Origin of the sequence: Streptomyces sp. V4I2, assembly GCF_030817655.1 — a bacterium.
Classification (GTDB): domain Bacteria; phylum Actinomycetota; class Actinomycetes; order Streptomycetales; family Streptomycetaceae; genus Streptomyces; species Streptomyces plumbiresistens.
Genome location: NZ_JAUSZM010000003.1, coordinates 2,744,651 through 2,760,544, shown reverse-complemented (window position 1 = coordinate 2,760,544; position 15,894 = coordinate 2,744,651). Strand labels below are relative to the sequence as shown.

At 69.9% G+C, this 15,894-nt stretch carries 19 protein-coding genes; 16 read left to right on the top strand and 3 right to left on the bottom strand.

Features of this window, described 5'->3' with window-relative positions:
• Positions 1-52: 52 nt before the first annotated feature.
• Positions 53-850: an aminoglycoside N(3)-acetyltransferase gene (locus tag QFZ76_RS13610; protein WP_307673970.1), complete on the bottom strand. Its 798-nt coding sequence runs from the start codon at positions 848-850 to the stop codon at positions 53-55.
• 161 nt (positions 851-1,011) lie between these two features.
• Here QFZ76_RS13610 and QFZ76_RS13605 point away from each other — a divergent pair, with 161 nt between their 5' ends.
• From QFZ76_RS13605 to QFZ76_RS13570, 8 genes are read left to right on the top strand one after another with little or no spacing between them, the layout of a single operon-like run.
• Positions 1,012-1,755 carry a metalloregulator ArsR/SmtB family transcription factor gene (locus QFZ76_RS13605; protein ID WP_307673969.1) on the top strand — a complete coding sequence of 248 codons (744 nt, stop codon included), beginning with the start codon at positions 1,012-1,014 and terminating at the stop codon, positions 1,753-1,755.
• Complete coding sequence (gene sufB / locus QFZ76_RS13600; protein WP_307673968.1) at positions 1,752-3,173, top strand: Fe-S cluster assembly protein SufB; 1,422 nt, start codon at positions 1,752-1,754, stop codon at positions 3,171-3,173. The genes QFZ76_RS13605 and sufB overlap by 4 nt, the downstream gene beginning before the upstream one ends.
• A gap of 60 nt (positions 3,174-3,233) precedes the next feature.
• Positions 3,234-4,415, top strand: a complete 1,182-nt coding sequence (gene sufD / locus QFZ76_RS13595; protein ID WP_307673967.1) for a Fe-S cluster assembly protein SufD — start codon at positions 3,234-3,236, stop codon at positions 4,413-4,415.
• Positions 4,415-4,735 carry a non-heme iron oxygenase ferredoxin subunit gene (locus tag QFZ76_RS13590; RefSeq protein ID WP_266441548.1) on the top strand — a complete coding sequence of 107 codons (321 nt, stop codon included), beginning with the start codon at positions 4,415-4,417 and terminating at the stop codon, positions 4,733-4,735. The genes sufD and QFZ76_RS13590 overlap by 1 nt, the downstream gene beginning before the upstream one ends.
• 8 nt (positions 4,736-4,743) lie before the next feature.
• A complete protein-coding gene (sufC, locus tag QFZ76_RS13585) occupies positions 4,744-5,535 on the top strand; it encodes a Fe-S cluster assembly ATPase SufC (RefSeq protein WP_307673966.1) in 792 nt (263 codons plus the stop codon).
• Positions 5,532-6,788 (top strand): cysteine desulfurase, encoded by a 1,257-nt coding sequence (locus QFZ76_RS13580; protein WP_266441553.1) that lies wholly within the window; start codon positions 5,532-5,534, stop codon positions 6,786-6,788. Before sufC ends, QFZ76_RS13580 begins: the two co-directional genes overlap by 4 nt.
• Before the next feature lie 16 nt (positions 6,789-6,804).
• Positions 6,805-7,272: a Fe-S cluster assembly sulfur transfer protein SufU gene (gene sufU, locus QFZ76_RS13575; RefSeq protein ID WP_266441555.1), complete on the top strand. Its 468-nt coding sequence runs from the start codon at positions 6,805-6,807 to the stop codon at positions 7,270-7,272.
• Complete coding sequence (locus QFZ76_RS13570; protein WP_037743875.1) at positions 7,269-7,601, top strand: metal-sulfur cluster assembly factor; 333 nt, start codon at positions 7,269-7,271, stop codon at positions 7,599-7,601. The genes sufU and QFZ76_RS13570 overlap by 4 nt, the downstream gene beginning before the upstream one ends.
• A gap of 54 nt (positions 7,602-7,655) precedes the next feature.
• On the opposite strand, the gene QFZ76_RS13565 is transcribed toward QFZ76_RS13570, so the two are convergent.
• Positions 7,656-8,483, bottom strand: a complete 828-nt coding sequence (locus tag QFZ76_RS13565; protein WP_307673965.1) for an AbfB domain-containing protein — start codon at positions 8,481-8,483, stop codon at positions 7,656-7,658.
• A gap of 380 nt (positions 8,484-8,863) precedes the next feature.
• On the opposite strand from QFZ76_RS13565, the gene QFZ76_RS13560 reads away from it, so the two are divergent.
• The 8 genes from QFZ76_RS13560 to QFZ76_RS13525 all read left to right on the top strand — a co-directional run bounded on the left by QFZ76_RS13560 (position 8,864) and on the right by QFZ76_RS13525 (position 14,812).
• Positions 8,864-9,184, top strand: coding sequence for a multidrug efflux SMR transporter (locus QFZ76_RS13560; RefSeq protein ID WP_307673964.1), 321 nt, complete (start codon positions 8,864-8,866; stop codon positions 9,182-9,184).
• Positions 9,184-9,729, top strand: coding sequence for a TetR/AcrR family transcriptional regulator (locus QFZ76_RS13555; protein WP_307673963.1), 546 nt, complete (start codon positions 9,184-9,186; stop codon positions 9,727-9,729). The genes QFZ76_RS13560 and QFZ76_RS13555 overlap by 1 nt, the downstream gene beginning before the upstream one ends.
• A gap of 131 nt (positions 9,730-9,860) precedes the next feature.
• Complete coding sequence (locus QFZ76_RS13550; protein ID WP_307673962.1) at positions 9,861-10,457, top strand: RNA polymerase sigma factor; 597 nt, start codon at positions 9,861-9,863, stop codon at positions 10,455-10,457.
• Between the two features lies 1 nt (position 10,458).
• Positions 10,459-11,373: a CU044_5270 family protein gene (locus QFZ76_RS13545; RefSeq protein WP_307673961.1), complete on the top strand. Its 915-nt coding sequence runs from the start codon at positions 10,459-10,461 to the stop codon at positions 11,371-11,373.
• Between the two features lie 137 nt (positions 11,374-11,510).
• Entirely contained in the window at positions 11,511-12,500 is a 990-nt protein-coding gene (dapD, locus tag QFZ76_RS13540) for a 2,3,4,5-tetrahydropyridine-2,6-dicarboxylate N-succinyltransferase (RefSeq protein WP_307673960.1), read from the top strand.
• Between the two features lie 114 nt (positions 12,501-12,614).
• Positions 12,615-12,839 (top strand): hypothetical protein, encoded by a 225-nt coding sequence (locus QFZ76_RS13535; RefSeq protein WP_307673959.1) that lies wholly within the window; start codon positions 12,615-12,617, stop codon positions 12,837-12,839.
• Between the two features lie 195 nt (positions 12,840-13,034).
• On the top strand, positions 13,035-13,595 hold the full coding sequence (locus QFZ76_RS13530) for a SigE family RNA polymerase sigma factor (RefSeq protein WP_307673958.1): 561 nt from the start codon (positions 13,035-13,037) through the stop codon (positions 13,593-13,595).
• A complete protein-coding gene (locus tag QFZ76_RS13525) occupies positions 13,592-14,812 on the top strand; it encodes a WD40 repeat domain-containing protein (RefSeq protein ID WP_307673957.1) in 1,221 nt (406 codons plus the stop codon). Before QFZ76_RS13530 ends, QFZ76_RS13525 begins: the two co-directional genes overlap by 4 nt.
• A 14-nt stretch (positions 14,813-14,826) precedes the next feature.
• Here the strand turns inward: QFZ76_RS13525 and dapA are convergent, their stop codons facing one another.
• Positions 14,827-15,717 carry a 4-hydroxy-tetrahydrodipicolinate synthase gene (dapA, locus tag QFZ76_RS13520; protein ID WP_307673956.1) on the bottom strand — a complete coding sequence of 297 codons (891 nt, stop codon included), beginning with the start codon at positions 15,715-15,717 and terminating at the stop codon, positions 14,827-14,829.
• Between the last annotated feature and the right edge of the window lie 177 nt (positions 15,718-15,894).

The window sequence follows — 15,894 nt, the reverse complement described above, 5'->3', positions numbered from 1 at the left end:
GGAGCCCAGACCGGCGGGTGCGAGATCTCCACCCGGCCCGGGCGGACGGGCCTCAGACCTCCTCCTCGCGCGACCGGTGCACCGCCAGCCACCGCTCCGCGTACGCCACCGCCTCCGCCACGGGGAACAGCCGGACGTCGGCCGCGCCCACCTGTCCGCGTACGACGGGACGGTCCCGCTCGAAGTCGTGCCCCAGTTCGTCGAACCGGTCCGAGTCGATCGACACCTCGGTCACCACCTCCCAGCCCGCCGGTCCGGGTCGGCCGACCTTCACGCGCGGCGCCGGTATGCGGTACTCGGCCAGGTGGAAGCTGGTGCAGGTGTCGTAGCCGGCGCCGAGCAGCAGCACGCGCGCGTGGAGGTGTTCCAGTCGTGCCAGGGGGCTGTGCTCGCCGAGGCGGCAGTCCGGCGCGTGCCCCTCGATGATCTCCGCCGCGCGCGGGCCGACAGCGGCGAACGAGGTCTGCGGGTGCGCGCTGCGCAGGGCGCCCGGCCAGGTCCGTACGGTCTCCGGGATCACGCCGACCCCGCGGCTGGGCGTGACCAGGGGGTCGAACGCGGGCATGGTGGCCCGGATCGTGTCCCACCACGCCTCGGGGACCGGCGGGTTTGCCCACAGGGCCGGGTCCGAGAGGCTGCCCGTCTGGGTGGGGACGACCAGTGTGCCGTCCGGACCGAGCGTGTCGAGAAGTCCCTGGACGACCGCCACGGCCCCTCCGCAGACCCAGCCGAGGGAGCTGAGGGAGGAGTGCATCAGGAGGGTTTCGCCTGGTTCGACACCCAGGGCGCGCAGCTGGGTCGCGAGGGTGTCCCGGGTGACAAGAGGGCCGGTGGGAGGGGGTGTGGGCATGGTTGTGGAGTGTCCCGGACAGGGCTCGCCGACGCCACCGATTTGATCGATCAAAGATCGTTTGCCCAGGTCAGATTAGGTAAACCTAAGTGACGCAGGGCACCGTCCGTCGTTCCGGACGCCGCTTGCCTGCCTCAGAGGAATTACGCAACAATGGCGTTGTGAAAAACGTCGGCGAGGCTCGGGAGACCCCCACGGGGGCCCCGCAGGAGGAGCTAGCGACCGGTGAGCGCTCGACGCGCAACCGGGTCGCTCGGTCCATCCTGGACCACGGGCCGTCGACCGCGACCGAGCTGGCCGGACGGCTGGGGCTCACCCAGGCGGCCGTACGCCGGCATCTGGACGCGCTGGTCGCCGACGACGTCGTGGAGGCCCGGGAACAGCGGGTGTACGGGGCGCGGACGCGCGGCCGGCCCGCCAAGGTCTTCGCCCTCACGGACTGCGGCCGCGACGCGTTCGACCAGTCCTACGACAAGCTCGCCACGGACGCCCTGCGCTGGATCCAGGAGCGTTTCGGCGGGGACGAGGCGGTCGTCGCCTTCGCCCGCGCCAGGATCGCCGAACAGGCCACCGCCTACCGCAAGGCCGTCGAGGCGGCCGCCCCCGAAGAGCGGACCGAAGCCCTGGCCAAGGCCCTGAGCGCGGACGGGTACGCTGCTACGGCGCGAAGCGCACCGGTCGGCGAGCAGCTCTGCCAGCACCACTGCCCGGTGGCCCACGTCGCGGAAAAGTTCCCGCAGCTCTGCGAGGCGGAGACCGAGATCTTCTCCCAGCTGCTCGGCACCCACGTCCAGCGACTGGCGACCATCGCGCACGGCGACGGTGTCTGCACGACGTTCATCCCCAAGATTTCCCACACGACTGACAACGCATCTGCAAGCACGGCCGGGAGGAACCCCGCATGACGCTCCCCACGGAGACTGCCCACCCCGAGCTCGAGGGTCTGGGCAAGTACGAATACGGCTGGGCCGACTCCGACAAGGCCGGCGCCTCTGCCAAGCGCGGCATCAACGAGGACGTCGTCCGCGACATCTCGGCGAAGAAGAGCGAGCCGGAGTGGATGACCAAGCTCCGCCTCAAGGGCCTGCGCCTGTTCGGCAAGAAGCCCATGCCGAACTGGGGCTCGGACCTGTCGGGGATCGACTTCGACAACATCAAGTACTTCGTACGTTCCACGGAGAAGCAGGCGGAGTCCTGGGAGGACCTGCCCGAGGACATCAAGAACACGTACGACAAGCTCGGCATCCCGGAGGCGGAGAAGCAGCGCCTCGTCGCCGGTGTCGCGGCCCAGTACGAGTCCGAGGTCGTCTACCACCAGATCCGCGAGGACCTGGAGGAGCAGGGCGTCATCTTCCTCGACACCGACACCGCGCTGAAGCAGCACCCGGAGCTCTTCAAGGAGTACTTCGGGACCGTCATCCCCGTCGGTGACAACAAGTTCGCCTCCCTGAACACCGCCGTGTGGTCGGGCGGCTCCTTCATCTACGTGCCGCCGGGCGTGCACGTCGAGATCCCGCTGCAGGCCTACTTCCGTATCAACACGGAGAACATGGGCCAGTTCGAGCGGACCCTGATCATCGTCGACGAGGGTGCCTACGTGCACTACGTCGAGGGTTGTACGGCGCCGATCTACAAGTCGGACTCGCTGCACTCCGCGGTCGTCGAGATCATCGTCAAGAAGAACGCCCGCTGCCGTTACACGACCATCCAGAACTGGTCGAACAACGTCTACAACCTGGTCACCAAGCGCGCCGTGGCGTACGAGGGCGCGACCATGGAGTGGATCGACGGCAACATCGGCTCCAAGGTGACGATGAAGTACCCGGCCGTCTACCTGATGGGCGAGCACGCCAAGGGCGAGACCCTGTCCATCGCCTTCGCGGGCGAGGGCCAGCACCAGGACGCCGGCTCCAAGATGGTCCACATGGCGCCGAACACCTCCTCCAACATCGTCTCCAAGTCGGTGGCGCGCGGTGGCGGTCGTACGTCCTACCGCGGTCTCGTCGAGATCGGTGAGGGCGCCCACGGCTCCAAGTCGAACGTGCTGTGCGACGCGCTGCTCGTCGACACCATCTCCCGCTCCGACACGTACCCCTACGTGGACGTCCGCGAGGACGACGTGTCCATGGGTCACGAGGCGACCGTCTCCAAGGTCTCCGAGGACCAGCTCTTCTACCTGATGAGCCGTGGTCTGACCGAGTTCGAGGCGATGGCCATGATCGTGCGCGGCTTCGTCGAGCCGATCGCGAAGGAACTCCCCATGGAGTACGCCCTCGAACTCAACCGGCTGATCGAGCTGCAGATGGAAGGCGCGGTCGGCTAAGGCCGCCTCTCCACAACCAGCTAGCGAAATCTGACGTAGGAAGAGAGCAGACCGACAGCCATGGCTGAGGCTCAGAACATCCCGGTGGGGTCCACCACCGCCGGCCAGATCGCGGTGGCCGCCGAGTCGACCGTCGCCACGCGCATGAGCGCGCCCCCGTCCTTCGACGTGCAGGACTTCCCGGTCCCGCACGGCCGTGAGGAGGAGTGGCGGTTCACCCCGCTGGAGCGGCTGCGCGGGCTGCACGACGGCACCGCGGTCGCCACCGGCGACGGCCTGAAGGTCGACATCGACGCGCCCGAGGGCGTCGTCGTCGAGACCGTCGGCCGTGACGACGCGCGCCTGGGCAAGGCGGGCGTCCCGGTGGACCGCGTCGCCGCCCAGGCGTACTCGGCGTTCGAGAAGGCCGGCGTGATCACCGTCCCCAAGGAGACGGTCCTCACCGAGCCGATCCGTATCGCCGTGCACGGCGAGGGCGGGACCTCCTTCGCCCACCAGGTCATCGAGCTGGGAGCCTTCGCCGAGGCCGTCGTCGTCCTCGACCACACCGGCGACGCCGTGCTCGCCGCCAACGTCGACTACCTCCTCGGGGACGGCGCCAAGCTGACCGTCGTCTCCGTCCAGGACTGGGACGACAAGGCCGTGCACGTGGCCCAGCACAACGCGCTGATCGGCCGCGACGCCACCTTCAAATCGTTCGTGGTCACCTTCGGCGGCGACCTGGTCCGCCTGCACCCGCGCGTCACGTACGCCGGCCCCGGCGGTGAGGCCGAACTCTTCGGCCTCTACTTCACGGACGCCGGCCAGCACCAGGAGCACCGCCTCCTGGTCGACCACAACACCCCGCACTGCAAGTCGAACGTGGCCTACAAGGGCGCGCTCCAGGGCGAGGGCGCCCACGCGGTGTGGATCGGCGACGTCCTCATCGAGGCCAAGGCCGAGGGCACGGACACGTACGAGATGAACCGCAACCTGGTTCTGACCGACGGCGCCCGGGTCGATTCCGTGCCGAACCTCGAGATCGAGACCGGCGAGATCGTCGGCGCCGGCCACGCCAGCGCCACCGGCCGTTTCGACGACGAGCAGCTCTTCTACCTGATGGCCCGCGGCATCCCGGCCGACGAGGCCCGCCGCCTGGTGGTCCGCGGCTTCTTCGCCGAGCTGGTCCAGCAGATCGGCGTCGACGACATCGAAGAGCGCCTTCTCGTGAAGATCGACGAGGAGCTGGAGGCGTCGGTCTGATGGCCGCCTTCGTACGCGCCTGTGGGCTGAGCGAACTGGAGGAGGACACCCCGAAGCGGGTGGAACTCGACGGCACGCCGGTCTCGGTCGTGCAGACCGAGGGGGAGGTGTTCGCGATCCACGACATCTGCTCGCACGCGAACGTCTCGCTCTCCGAGGGCGAGGTGGAGGACTGCCAGATCGAGTGCTGGCTGCACGGCTCCAGCTTCGACCTCCGCACCGGCAAACCGTCCGGCCTGCCCGCGACGCGCCCCGTCCCCGTATATCCCGTAAAGATCGAAGGGGACGATGTGCTCGTCTCCCTTTCCCAGGAGTCCTGAGGCAACCCATGGCAACGCTTGAAATCCGAGACCTGCACGTCACCGTCGAGGCCGACAACTCCACCAAGGAGATCCTCAAGGGCGTCGACCTCACCGTGAAGCAGGGCGAGACGCACGCCATCATGGGCCCGAACGGCTCCGGCAAGTCGACGCTCGCCTACTCGCTCGCGGGTCACCCGAAGTACACGATCACCAGCGGCACCGTCACCCTCGACGGCGAGGACGTCCTGGCGATGTCCGTCGACGAGCGCGCCCGCGCGGGCCTGTTCCTGGCGATGCAGTACCCGGTCGAGGTCCCCGGCGTCTCGGTCTCCAACTTCCTCCGTACGTCCGCCACCGCCATCCGCGGCGAGGCCCCCAAGCTGCGGACGTGGGTGAAGGAGGTCAAGGAGACCATGCAGCGTCTCAACATGGACCCGGCCTTCGCCGAGCGCAACGTGAACGAGGGCTTCTCCGGCGGTGAGAAGAAGCGCCACGAGATCCTCCAGCTGGAGCTCCTCAAGCCGAAGGTCGCGATCCTCGACGAGACGGACTCCGGTCTGGACGTCGACGCGCTCCGGGTCGTCTCCGAGGGCGTCAACCGCGTCCGTGAGAGCGGCGAGGTGGGCACCATGCTCATCACGCACTACACGCGCATCCTGCGCTACATCAAGCCCGACTACGTCCACGTCTTCTCCGCGGGCCGGATCGTCGAGTCCGGTGGCGCCGAACTCGCCGACAAGCTGGAGAACGAGGGCTACGAGGCTTACACGAAGGGTGGACCCGTGAGCGGAGCGAACTCAGAGGAGGACGTCGCGTGACACAGCTGCCGGGCCTCCTCGACGCCGAGGCGATCCGTAAGGACTTCCCCATCCTGGACCGCCTGGTCCACGACGACCGGAAGCTCGTCTACCTGGACAACGCGGCGACCTCGCAGAAACCGCGCCAGGTACTGGACGCCCTGAGTGAGTACTACGAGCGCCACAACGCCAACGTCCATCGCGGTGTGCATGTGCTCGCCGAGGAGGCCACGGCGCTGTACGAGGGCGCGCGCGACAAGGTCGCCGCGTTCATCAACGCGCCGAGCCGCGACGAGGTGATCTTCACCAAGAACGCCTCCGAGTCGCTCAACCTCGTGGCGAACATGCTGGGCTGGGCCGACGAGCCCTACCGCGTGGACCACGAGACCGAGATCGTCATCACGGAGATGGAGCATCACTCCAACATCGTGCCGTGGCAGCTGCTGGCGCAGCGCACGGGCGCGAAGCTGAAGTGGTTCGGGCTGACCGACGACGGCCGCCTCGACCTCTCCAACATCGACGAGATCATCACGGAGAAGACGAAGATCGTCTCCTTCGTCCTGGTGTCCAACATCCTGGGCACGGTGAACCCCGTCGAGGCGATAGTGCGCCGTGCGCAGGAGGTCGGCGCGCTGGTGTGCATCGACGCCTCGCAGGCCGCTCCGCACATGCCGATGGACGTACAGGCCCTCCAGGCCGACTTCGTGGCCTTCACCGGCCACAAGATGTGCGGCCCGACCGGCATCGGCGTCCTCTGGGGCCGCCAGGAGCTGCTGGAGGACCTGCCTCCGTTCCTCGGCGGCGGCGAGATGATCGAGACGGTGTCGATGCACTCGTCGACGTACGCCCCGGCGCCCCACAAGTTCGAGGCGGGCACCCCGCCGATCGCGCAGGCGGTCGGGCTGGGAGCGGCGATCGACTACCTGTCGGCGATCGGCATGGACAAGATCCTCGCCCACGAGCACGCGCTCACGGAGTACGCGGTCAAGCGCCTCGCGGAGGTCCCGGGCCTCAGGATCATCGGCCCGACCACGGCCGAGGACCGGGGCGCGGCGATCTCCTTCACGCTCGGTGACATCCACCCGCACGACGTGGGCCAGGTCCTCGACGAGCAGGGCATCGCGGTCCGGGTCGGCCATCACTGCGCACGCCCGGTCTGCCTGCGGTACGGAATTCCTGCGACCACGCGAGCGTCGTTCTATCTGTACTCCACGCCGGCCGAGATCGACGCTCTGGTCGACGGTTTGGAGCACGTACGGAACTTCTTCGGCTGAGGGGCGTGCTGAAATCGTGAAGCTGGATTCGATGTACCAGGAAGTCATCCTGGACCACTACAAGCACCCGCACGGGCGTGGTCTTCGGGATGGCGACGCCGAGGTGCACCACGTCAACCCGACGTGCGGCGACGAGATCACGCTGCGCGTGAAGTACGACGGCACGACGATCAGCGACGTCTCGTACGAGGGTCAGGGCTGCTCGATCAGCCAGGCCTCGGCCTCCGTGCTGAACGACCTGCTGGTCGGCAAGGACCTGGCGGACGCGCAGAAGATCCAGGAGACCTTCCTGGAGCTGATGCAGTCCAAGGGCCGGATCGAGCCCGACGACGCGATGGAGGAGGTGCTGGAGGACGCGGTCGCGTTCGCCGGTGTCTCCAAGTACCCGGCGCGGGTGAAGTGCGCCCTCCTGAGCTGGATGGCGTGGAAGGACGCGACGGCCCAGGCCCTGGGCGGAGCCGACGCCGAAAGGAAGACCGCATGAGCGAGACCGTTGAGATGAAGCCGGCCTCGGAGGAAGAACTCCGCGAGGCCCTGTACGACGTCGTCGACCCCGAACTGGGCATCGACGTCGTCAACCTCGGCCTGATCTACGGCATCCACATCGACGACGCGAACATCGCGACCATCGACATGACCCTGACCTCGGCGGCCTGTCCGCTGACGGACGTCATCGAGGACCAGGCCAAGTCCGCCACGGACGGCCTCGTCAACGAGCTCCGCATCAACTGGGTCTGGATGCCCCCGTGGGGCCCCGACAAGATCACGGACGACGGGCGCGAGCAGCTGCGGGCGCTCGGGTTCAACGTCTGAGTTCCACGAGCTGATGCGAACGGCGACGCCTTCGGGCGTCGCCGTTTCTCGTGCTCAGGCCAGCCCGCCCACCAGCCGGAACGCCGACTCCGCCTGGTACCCGCCGCTGTGCTGGTACGACTCCAGGCGGAGTACGAAGTCCCTGTGGCGCAGGAAGCGGCCCGGGTAGTTGACCGACTCCAGCATGATCGCGCCGGACACCGGTGAGCTGCGGGGGCAGAACGTGGCGTCCAGCTTGAAGAGGGACGAGCCGTCGTTCCGGTCCGCGCGGAGGATGAAGTCGCGGTGGCGGAGGTACTTGCCGTCGGCCGTGGCGAAGGACTGGCAGGAGCCGTCGGCCAGGCCCTTGACCAGCTTGAAGGTGGAGTCCTCGCGGGACTCCGAGCCGCCGACCGGGTCGAGCTTCACCAGGCCGCCGCTGATGTGCCAGTAGCGGTCGGGGTAGTTCACCGAGCGGACCGAGCGCCAGGTCGTCGACGGCTTCGGGGCGGACGAACCGGGCTGCGAGGTGGGCGGCTTGGGCGGAGCGGCGGGCGGGGGCGCGGAGGCCGAGCCCTGTGGTTCGGAGGCGCTCGTCGTCGTCCGGGCGGACGGGGAGGCGCTCTTCTTGCCGGGCGTCGGAGAGGGCGTCGCGGAGGGGGTGCCGTAGGAGATCAGGCCGGGGCCGCTCGGGTCCGCGACGGCCGCCTGGTCCGGGGCGGGTGACGGGTAGTCAGGCTGCTGCTCCGTCACGACGATCGCCGTCACGCAGGCGGCGACCGTGGCTATCGCCAGCGCACCGGCCAGCCACAGGCGTCGCGTTCCCGGCACCCGGGAGGTGTCCGGAGCCCAGCCGCTCTCCCATGGCTGGTTCTGAGGGGGCCGGGACTTGCTTTCTGGCATGCGCGATTCCTCCGGCGGGCGCCTTGGGCGACGGCTGCGGCCGAGACGGGGAAGTAGGTGAACGGTGAAACACTAGTGGAGCCGGTGCGCTCCTGGGAGCTGTTTGCGTGAGCGGTTTCCGGCCGCTCCGGTTCCGCATCCCGCTCGATGTTCACAGCTCTTTCTCATGCCGGGCCCAGCCCGGCCTCGTTTTGTACTGCGCCCCCGAGACGGCCGAGCCGCACCGGCCGGCCCGCACGGCCGTGCCCGCCCGCGAGACCGGCACCGGCGCACCCACACCACCCTGGCCGTGTCCGGGTTCCATGTCCGGGTTCCACGTCTGACGTCGGGACCGGTCCGAGCCCGGCCCTGTGCCGGCGCCGTTATGTACACTCGTACACATGGGATACCTGTTGCTCGCCGGCGCCATCGCCGCCGAGGTGGCCGCCACGACCTCCATGAAGTACAGCGACGGCTTCAGCAGGCTCTGGCCCTCCCTGCTGACCGCCCTGGGGTACGTCGTCGCCTTCGCGCTGCTCGCTCAGACGCTGAAGACCGTCTCGGTCGGCACGGCGTACGCGATCTGGGCCGGGGTCGGCACCGCGGTCATCGCGGGCATCGGCATGGTGTTCCTGGGGGAGGGGATGACCCTGGCCAAGGCCGCCGGTATCGCGCTGATCATCGTCGGCGTGGTGGTGCTGAACCTGGGCGGTGCGCACTGATGGCCCGCCGCTACGACCCCGAGCGACGGCAGCGGATCATCGACGCGGCGATCCGGGTCGCCGGGCAGAAGGGCCTCGCCGGGCTGAGCCACCGTTCCGTCGCCGCCGAGGCCGATGTGCCGCTCGGCTCCACGACGTACCACTTCACGACCCTGGACGAGCTGATGGTCGCGGCGCTCCGCCAGGCCAACGAGGGCTTCGCCAAGGTGATCGCCTCCCGCGGCGGCCTCGCCCGACCGCGTACCGACCTGGCCGCCGAACTCGCCGGACTGCTGGGCGAGTGGCTGGCCGGCGAGCGCACCGGCGTCGAGCTGGAGTACGAGCTCTACCTCGCCGCTCTGCGCCGCCCCGCCCTGCGCCCGGTCGCCGCCGAGTGGGCCGACGACCTCGCCGCCCGGCTCACCGCGCGCACCGACCCGGTCACCGCGCGGGCGTTGGTCGCGCTGATGGACGGGATCTGTCTGCAGGTGCTGCTGACGGGGACGTCGTACGACGAGGAGTACGCGCGGGAGATGCTGGCGAGGATCATCGACGGCGCCGCGTGAGCCCGGGCGGCCGCGGTCCGTGAACGCGGGCGTGAACGCCGGTCCGTGAACTCCGGGCCGTGAACCGCTTTGCCGACGTCGGGGAACAGCGGGTGACATCCTCACCCGAACACACCCACGGAGGCCGCCACGTGACCGGACCACCGGATCCGTCCTCGCCCGAGGACGCCCAGGTCGTCGCCCAGTCCCTGGAGGAACCGGAGCTCTTCGCCCGCCTCTACGACCGGTACGCCCCCGACATCCACCGCTATGTGGCACGCCGGCTGGGCATGGGCGCCGCCGACGACATCACCGCGGAGACCTTCCTCATCGCGTTCCGCATCCGGTCCCGCTACGACACCGCCCGCCCCAGCGCCCGCCCCTGGCTCTACGGCATCGCCGGCAACCTCGTCGGCAAGCACCGCCGCGCCGAGGTGCGGGCCCTGCGGGCGCTGGCCCGCACCGGGCACGATCCGGTCGCCGAGACCTGGTCCGAGCGCGCCGACGACCGGGTCACCGCGCAGGCCGCCCAGGCTCCGCTGGCCGGGGCGCTGGCCGCGCTGTCCGTGGGCGACCGGCATGTGCTGCTGCTCGTGGCCTGGGCCGACCTGACGTACACCGAGGTCGGTGAGGCGCTCGGGATCCCCGTCGGCACCGTGCGTTCCCGGCTCAACCGCGCCCGCCGCAAGGTCCGTTCGGCCCTGGGCGCCGACCCCGCATTCACGCTCGACGCCACGGAGGTGTTCTGACATGGACGAAATGACGGCGGTCCGCGAACTGCGGGCCGAGGCCCCGGCGGCCGAGCGCGCACCCTTCCTCGCCGGACGCGACCGGCTGCTGCGGGAGGCGACGGGCCGCAGCCGGGCCCGCCGGCTGCGCGGCGACTGGCGGCTGATGGCCGCGGCGACGGCGGCCCTGATCACGGCGGTCGCCCTGGTCGGGACGCAGGTGATCGACCGCGGCCCGGACGGCGTGCAGCCGGGCGCCCGGCCCGGATACACCCTCCAACTCGGCAGCGCCAAGGACCTCCTGAACGACGCCGCCGACGCCATCGCCGCCGGTCCCGCGGTCACCGCACGCGATGGCCAGTGGATCTACGTGAAGTCCGTCGAGACGAACTTGACGGACGACGAGAAGCCGGGGCCGCAGACCAGCGAGGACTGGTACGCCTACGCCGATCCGAAGATGGAGGACGGCAAGGCCGGCGACGACCACTCGCCCAGGGAGGAGTACGCGTTCCTCAAGAGCCTGCCGGACGACCCGGCGAAGGTGCGGGCGAAGGCGCGCGCGTTCTTCTACGCCACCGACAAGTCCGAGTCCGGCACCCAGCACGAGTACCGGGCCCTTGTGGCTGTCCTCAGCCGGGCCTACGCCTACGACCCCGCAGGCCTCGCCAAGGTCTACCGGGCCCTCGCCACGATCCCCGGCGTGCAGGCCGCGGAAGTCCAGGACGCGGCGGGGCGCAGCGCCTACGCGCTGTACCTGAAGAGCGCCGTCGTCACCTCCCGCGACGAAGTGCTCCTCGACCCGGCCACCTACCTCTACGCCGGGTACCGGTCCGTGGCGCAGACCGGCGGCGACCTGCAGTGGGACAAGGGCGACGTCGTGCTCAGCGGGGCACGGCTCGTGACGGCGGTGGTGGACGAGAAGGGGGAGCGGCCCTGATCCGGGCCGTCGGCACGGCCTGAGCCCGGTCCGATCCACGACCGGTCCGGGCCGGATCCCGGACGGTGCGCCCGGCACCTGAGACGCCGTGCGCACCGGTTCGCCCGGGTGCCCCCTGCCACGTTAGGTTGCCCCTTATGACCGACACGACTGCTCCTCGCACCACCGGCGCCGTTGCCGCCGGCCTCGCCACGATCGCCGCCGACGGCACCGTCCTCGACACCTGGTTCCCCGCTCCCGAGCTCACCGCTGAGCCCGGCCCGTCCGGCACCGAGCGGCTGGCCGCCGAACGTGCCGCGGAGCTGCTCGGCCCAGGCGCCACCGCGGCGCTCGGTCCGGACGCCCGCCGTGGCGTCGAGGTGGTCGCGGTCCGCACGGTCATCGGCTCGCTCGACGACAAGCCGATCGACGCGCACGACGTCTACCTGCGCCTGCACCTGCTCTCGCACCGCCTGGTCCAGCCGCACGGCCAGAGCCTGGACGGCATCTTCGGCCACCTCGCCAACGTCGCCTGGACCTCGCTCGGCCCGGTCGCCGTCGACGACGTCGAGAAGGTGCGGCTGAACGCCCGCGCCGAGGGCCTGCACCTCCAGGTCACCTCGATCGACAAGTTCCCCCGCATGACGGACTACGTGGCCCCGAAGGGCGTCCGCATCGCCGACGCCGACCGGGTCCGCCTGGGCGCGCACCTCGCCGACGGCACGACCGTCATGCACGAGGGTTTCGTGAACTTCAACGCCGGCACGCTCGGCACGTCGATGGTCGAGGGCCGTGTCTCCGCCGGTGTCGTGATCGGCGACGGCTCGGACATCGGCGGCGGCGCCTCCACCATGGGCACCCTGTCCGGCGGCGGCAACGTCCGCATCACCATCGGCGAGCGCTGCCTGATCGGCGCCGAGGCGGGCGTCGGTATCGCGCTCGGCGACGAGTGCGTGGTCGAGGCGGGGCTGTACGTCACGGCGGGCACCCGCGTCACCATGCCCGATGGGCAGATCGTCAAGGCGCGCGAGCTGTCCGGCGCCTCCAACATCCTCTTCCGCCGCAACTCGGTCACCGGCACCGTCGAGGCCCGCCCGAACAACGCGGTCTGGGGCGGTCTGAACGAGATCCTCCACAGCCACAACTGATCAGCTCAAGATCCCGTACGGGTTACTCAACGTGACCTTCTTGTGGTTTCGGCAGATGAACGGGTGGACGCAGTGTCCGATCAGACGCCGAAACGACGAACGAGGGATCGCGCAATGACGAACGAGCGGGCGAGGACCGTGGCACGGTGGCTGTCCGGGGTGCTGACCCTGGCGGCGGTGTCCGGGCTCGGGGCGGGGACCGCGTACGCCGACGAGTACAACACCGCCTCGCACAACGGCCCGCGGATCGGACTGGTCAATGTGGGCCAGGTGGACGATCCGATGGAGGACGTACTGGAGCACGTGCTGCTGATCGGCGACGGGTACACCTGGCGCTGATCACGCCCGCCGAGGGCCGGGGCCCGTACCGCACACCTGTGCGGTACGGGCCCCGGCCCTTTCCGCCGGACACAATCCTCCGGAGAGATCTTCCAGAAAATTCTTCGGCGGGGTGGCATAGCGGCGGGCGGTCGCACGCGTCACAAGGAAGACAGGGGGCGGAGCGCAGGGACCGCCGGGGAAGAGAAGGTGACGATGAATGCCGAAGGGCTGGAGAGTTTCCGGGAGTTCGTGGACAACCGGTCGTCGGCGCTGCTGAAGACGGCCGTGCTGCTCTGCGGGGGAGACCAGCACGCCGGTGAGGACCTGCTGCAGACGGCGCTCGCCAAGGCGGCCGGGAAGTGGCAGCGGATCGACGAGCCCGAGGCCTATGTACGCCGGATCCTCTACCGCCAGCAGGTCAGTCGCTGGCGGCTGAAGTGGCGCAGACGGGAGGTCAGCGTCGCCGAGCCGCCCGAGGCGGGCGCGGGAAGCGTCGACGCGGCGGCCGCGGCCGAACTGCGTGTCGTGATGCGCGAGGCGCTGGCCCGGCTCACCGCGCGCCAGCGGACCGTGCTCGTGCTTCGCTACTTCGAGGACCTTCCCGAGGCCGACGTGGCCCGGCTCCTCGGCTGCACCGTCGGCACCGTACGGTCCACCACCCACCGCTCCCTCGCCCGGCTGCGCTCGCTGGCGCCCGAACTGGCCGCCCTGGGACCGGCCGACGCCGAGCGGCAGTCGTCCCGTGACTACTCGCCTCTGGAGGTGCGGCCGTGAACGTCGAGGAACTCGTGCGCGACGCGCTGCGGGAGCAGGCCGCCGAACAGTCCCCGGCGCGGCCGGGGTTCGCCGACCGGGTGCTGGCGTTCCGCCGGCGCCGCCGTACGCGCCGGATCGCGACCGCCGCCGTCGCCACGGCCGCCGTACTCGCCGTCGTGGTGGGCCTGCCGATGCTGGACTCGGGCCGGGGCACCGACGTACGCCCCGCGGACGTCGTACCGAAGACCGAGGTGACCGCGCATCCGGACCAGTCGCCGCCACGCGAGCTGATCTCCGCCGGGAACACCCGACTGGCCGCGTACTTCGTCCCGAGGACCGTCAGGAAGTCGGCCGACACCGCCGTCTACGAGCGCACCTACTGGCTGCTCGACCAGAAGACCGGCAGGTACGAGAAGACCACGAAGTGGTCCTGGGTGGCCGTCGCCCCCGGCATGAAGACCGCCGCCGTCCTGGAGCAGGACCTGCCCGCCTCGCGGATCGGCCTGCTCGACCTGACCACCGGCGAGGTCGCGCGGTGGATCCCGGTCGACCACCCCGTCGGCGGACTCGCGTTCTCGCGCGACGGCCGCAAGCTGGTCGCGACGACCTACGGCGAGAACCCCGACCTGCGGGTCAAGATGGAGGGTTCCGACGGCTGGGACCAGAAGCAGCCGTCGAGCCGCACCGGTTTCCATGTCCTCGACGTGGCCTCCGGCAAGGGCTCCTGGACCGAGGTCGGGCTCGGCGGTGACCCCGAGGACCCGATGGGAAGCTTCCTCAACTCCCGCCAGGACTTCGCCCTCACCGGCGACGGCAGGTACGTCTGGGCGGGCAACCCCATGGGCGACATCGGCAAGCAGTTCTACGACTTCACGGGCAAGGAGGTCCCGGTGCCGGCGGGCGACAAGCACCTGTCGTGGTACGTCGACGCGGGGAAGTCGCCCGACGGCAGGCTCGTCGCCGGTGACTTCGCGGGCGAGAAGTGGAAGACCTCCTCCTGGGTCCTCGATGCCGCGACCGGCAAGAAGACCGAGGTCCACGGGCAGCAGCTGCTCGCCTGGGTCGGCAACACGTCTCTCATCGCCTGGGACATCGCCAAGGGCGGCAAGAACGAGTTCCACCAGCGGCTCGTGCTGGTCACCATCGGCAGCGACAAGGTCGTACCGCTCAGCGACTTCCGCAAGGGCAACGACGGGGACGCCGGACGCTGGGAACCCGTCTTCGCCGAACGCTGATCAGAAGGCGCTGGTCAGGAGGCCATGAACTGTTCGTACGCCGCCAGCAGCCCGTCGACCGTCTCGCGGTCGGCGGGTCGCAGCGGTGCGCGGACCGGGCCCGCGGGCAGGCCGAGTGCGTTGAGGAGGGCCTTGGCAGTGACCGTGCCGGGCAGGCCCGCCGACATCATCGCCTCGATCAGCCGCGTGGCCCGCTGTTGGAGGCGGGCGGCCACGGGGGTGTCGCCCGCCTCGAACGCGTCGAGGACCGCACGGAGCTGGGCCGGGACCACGTTGGCGACCGTGCTGACGTATCCGGCGGCGCCCACCGCGTACAGGGCGAGGTTGTGTTCGTCGCAGCCCGCGTAGTACGCCAACTCCGTGCGGTCCAGGACCTTCTGGGCGCCGAGGAAGTCGTAGGAACAGTCCTTGACCGCGACGATGCGGGGGTGCCCGGCGAGGCGGATCAGGGTGTCCGGCTCGATCCGGGTGCCGGTGCGCCCCGGGATGTCGTACAGCACGAGCGGCAGCCCGGACGCGTCCGCGACCTCGCGGAAATGCGCCTCCAGCGCGTCCTGCGGGGGCCTGCTGTAGTACGGGCTGACCACCAACAGGCCGTCCGCGCCCGCCTTTTCGGCCGCCAGGGCCAGCTCAATGGTGTGCCGGGTGTCGAAGGTGCCCACACCCGCGACGACCGACGCCCGCCCGCCCACCGCCTCCCGGACGGCGGTGACGAGCGCGGCCTTCTCCGCGTCCGTCGTGGTCGGTGACTCGCCCGTCGTCCCGGACAGGACGAGACCGTCGCAGCCTTCCGTCACCAGCCGGTCGGCCAGCCGCTGCGCACCGTCGAGATCGAGCGCGCCCGCGTCGGTGAAGGGCGTGATCATGGCGCAGAGGGCGCGGCCGAAGGGGCGAGGTGTCGTCATGAGGGTAGTCTCGGCGCGCCGACAGTGAAGCTCCACTTAATTCTTCTACGAGGTATTGATAAGGAATGCTGAGGGGTTCTCGGTCTGTGCGCAGGTGCCAGGCCCTATGTCCAAGTCGGCCCCTCATGGGTCACCATGGCCAGGACGGTCATCGACCCCTGGTCATTGGGAGGCGTC

Coding starts and splice junctions, on each gene's coding strand:
- QFZ76_RS13555 (WP_307673963.1), top strand. CDS start 9,184: ATGGCCCGCCGCTACGACCCCGAGCGACGGCAGCGGATCATCGACGCG.
- QFZ76_RS13545 (WP_307673961.1), top strand. CDS start 10,459: ATGGACGAAATGACGGCGGTCCGCGAACTGCGGGCCGAGGCCCCGGCG.
- QFZ76_RS13530 (WP_307673958.1), top strand. CDS start 13,035: ATGAATGCCGAAGGGCTGGAGAGTTTCCGGGAGTTCGTGGACAACCGG.
- dapA (WP_307673956.1), bottom strand. CDS start 15,717: ATGACGACACCTCGCCCCTTCGGCCGCGCCCTCTGCGCCATGATCACG.
- QFZ76_RS13590 (WP_266441548.1), top strand. CDS start 4,415: ATGGCCGCCTTCGTACGCGCCTGTGGGCTGAGCGAACTGGAGGAGGAC.
- QFZ76_RS13570 (WP_037743875.1), top strand. CDS start 7,269: ATGAGCGAGACCGTTGAGATGAAGCCGGCCTCGGAGGAAGAACTCCGC.
- dapD (WP_307673960.1), top strand. CDS start 11,511: ATGACCGACACGACTGCTCCTCGCACCACCGGCGCCGTTGCCGCCGGC.
- QFZ76_RS13610 (WP_307673970.1), bottom strand. CDS start 850: ATGCCCACACCCCCTCCCACCGGCCCTCTTGTCACCCGGGACACCCTC.
- QFZ76_RS13565 (WP_307673965.1), bottom strand. CDS start 8,483: ATGCCAGAAAGCAAGTCCCGGCCCCCTCAGAACCAGCCATGGGAGAGC.
- QFZ76_RS13560 (WP_307673964.1), top strand. CDS start 8,864: ATGGGATACCTGTTGCTCGCCGGCGCCATCGCCGCCGAGGTGGCCGCC.
- sufD (WP_307673967.1), top strand. CDS start 3,234: ATGGCTGAGGCTCAGAACATCCCGGTGGGGTCCACCACCGCCGGCCAG.
- sufB (WP_307673968.1), top strand. CDS start 1,752: ATGACGCTCCCCACGGAGACTGCCCACCCCGAGCTCGAGGGTCTGGGC.
- sufC (WP_307673966.1), top strand. CDS start 4,744: ATGGCAACGCTTGAAATCCGAGACCTGCACGTCACCGTCGAGGCCGAC.
- QFZ76_RS13535 (WP_307673959.1), top strand. CDS start 12,615: ATGACGAACGAGCGGGCGAGGACCGTGGCACGGTGGCTGTCCGGGGTG.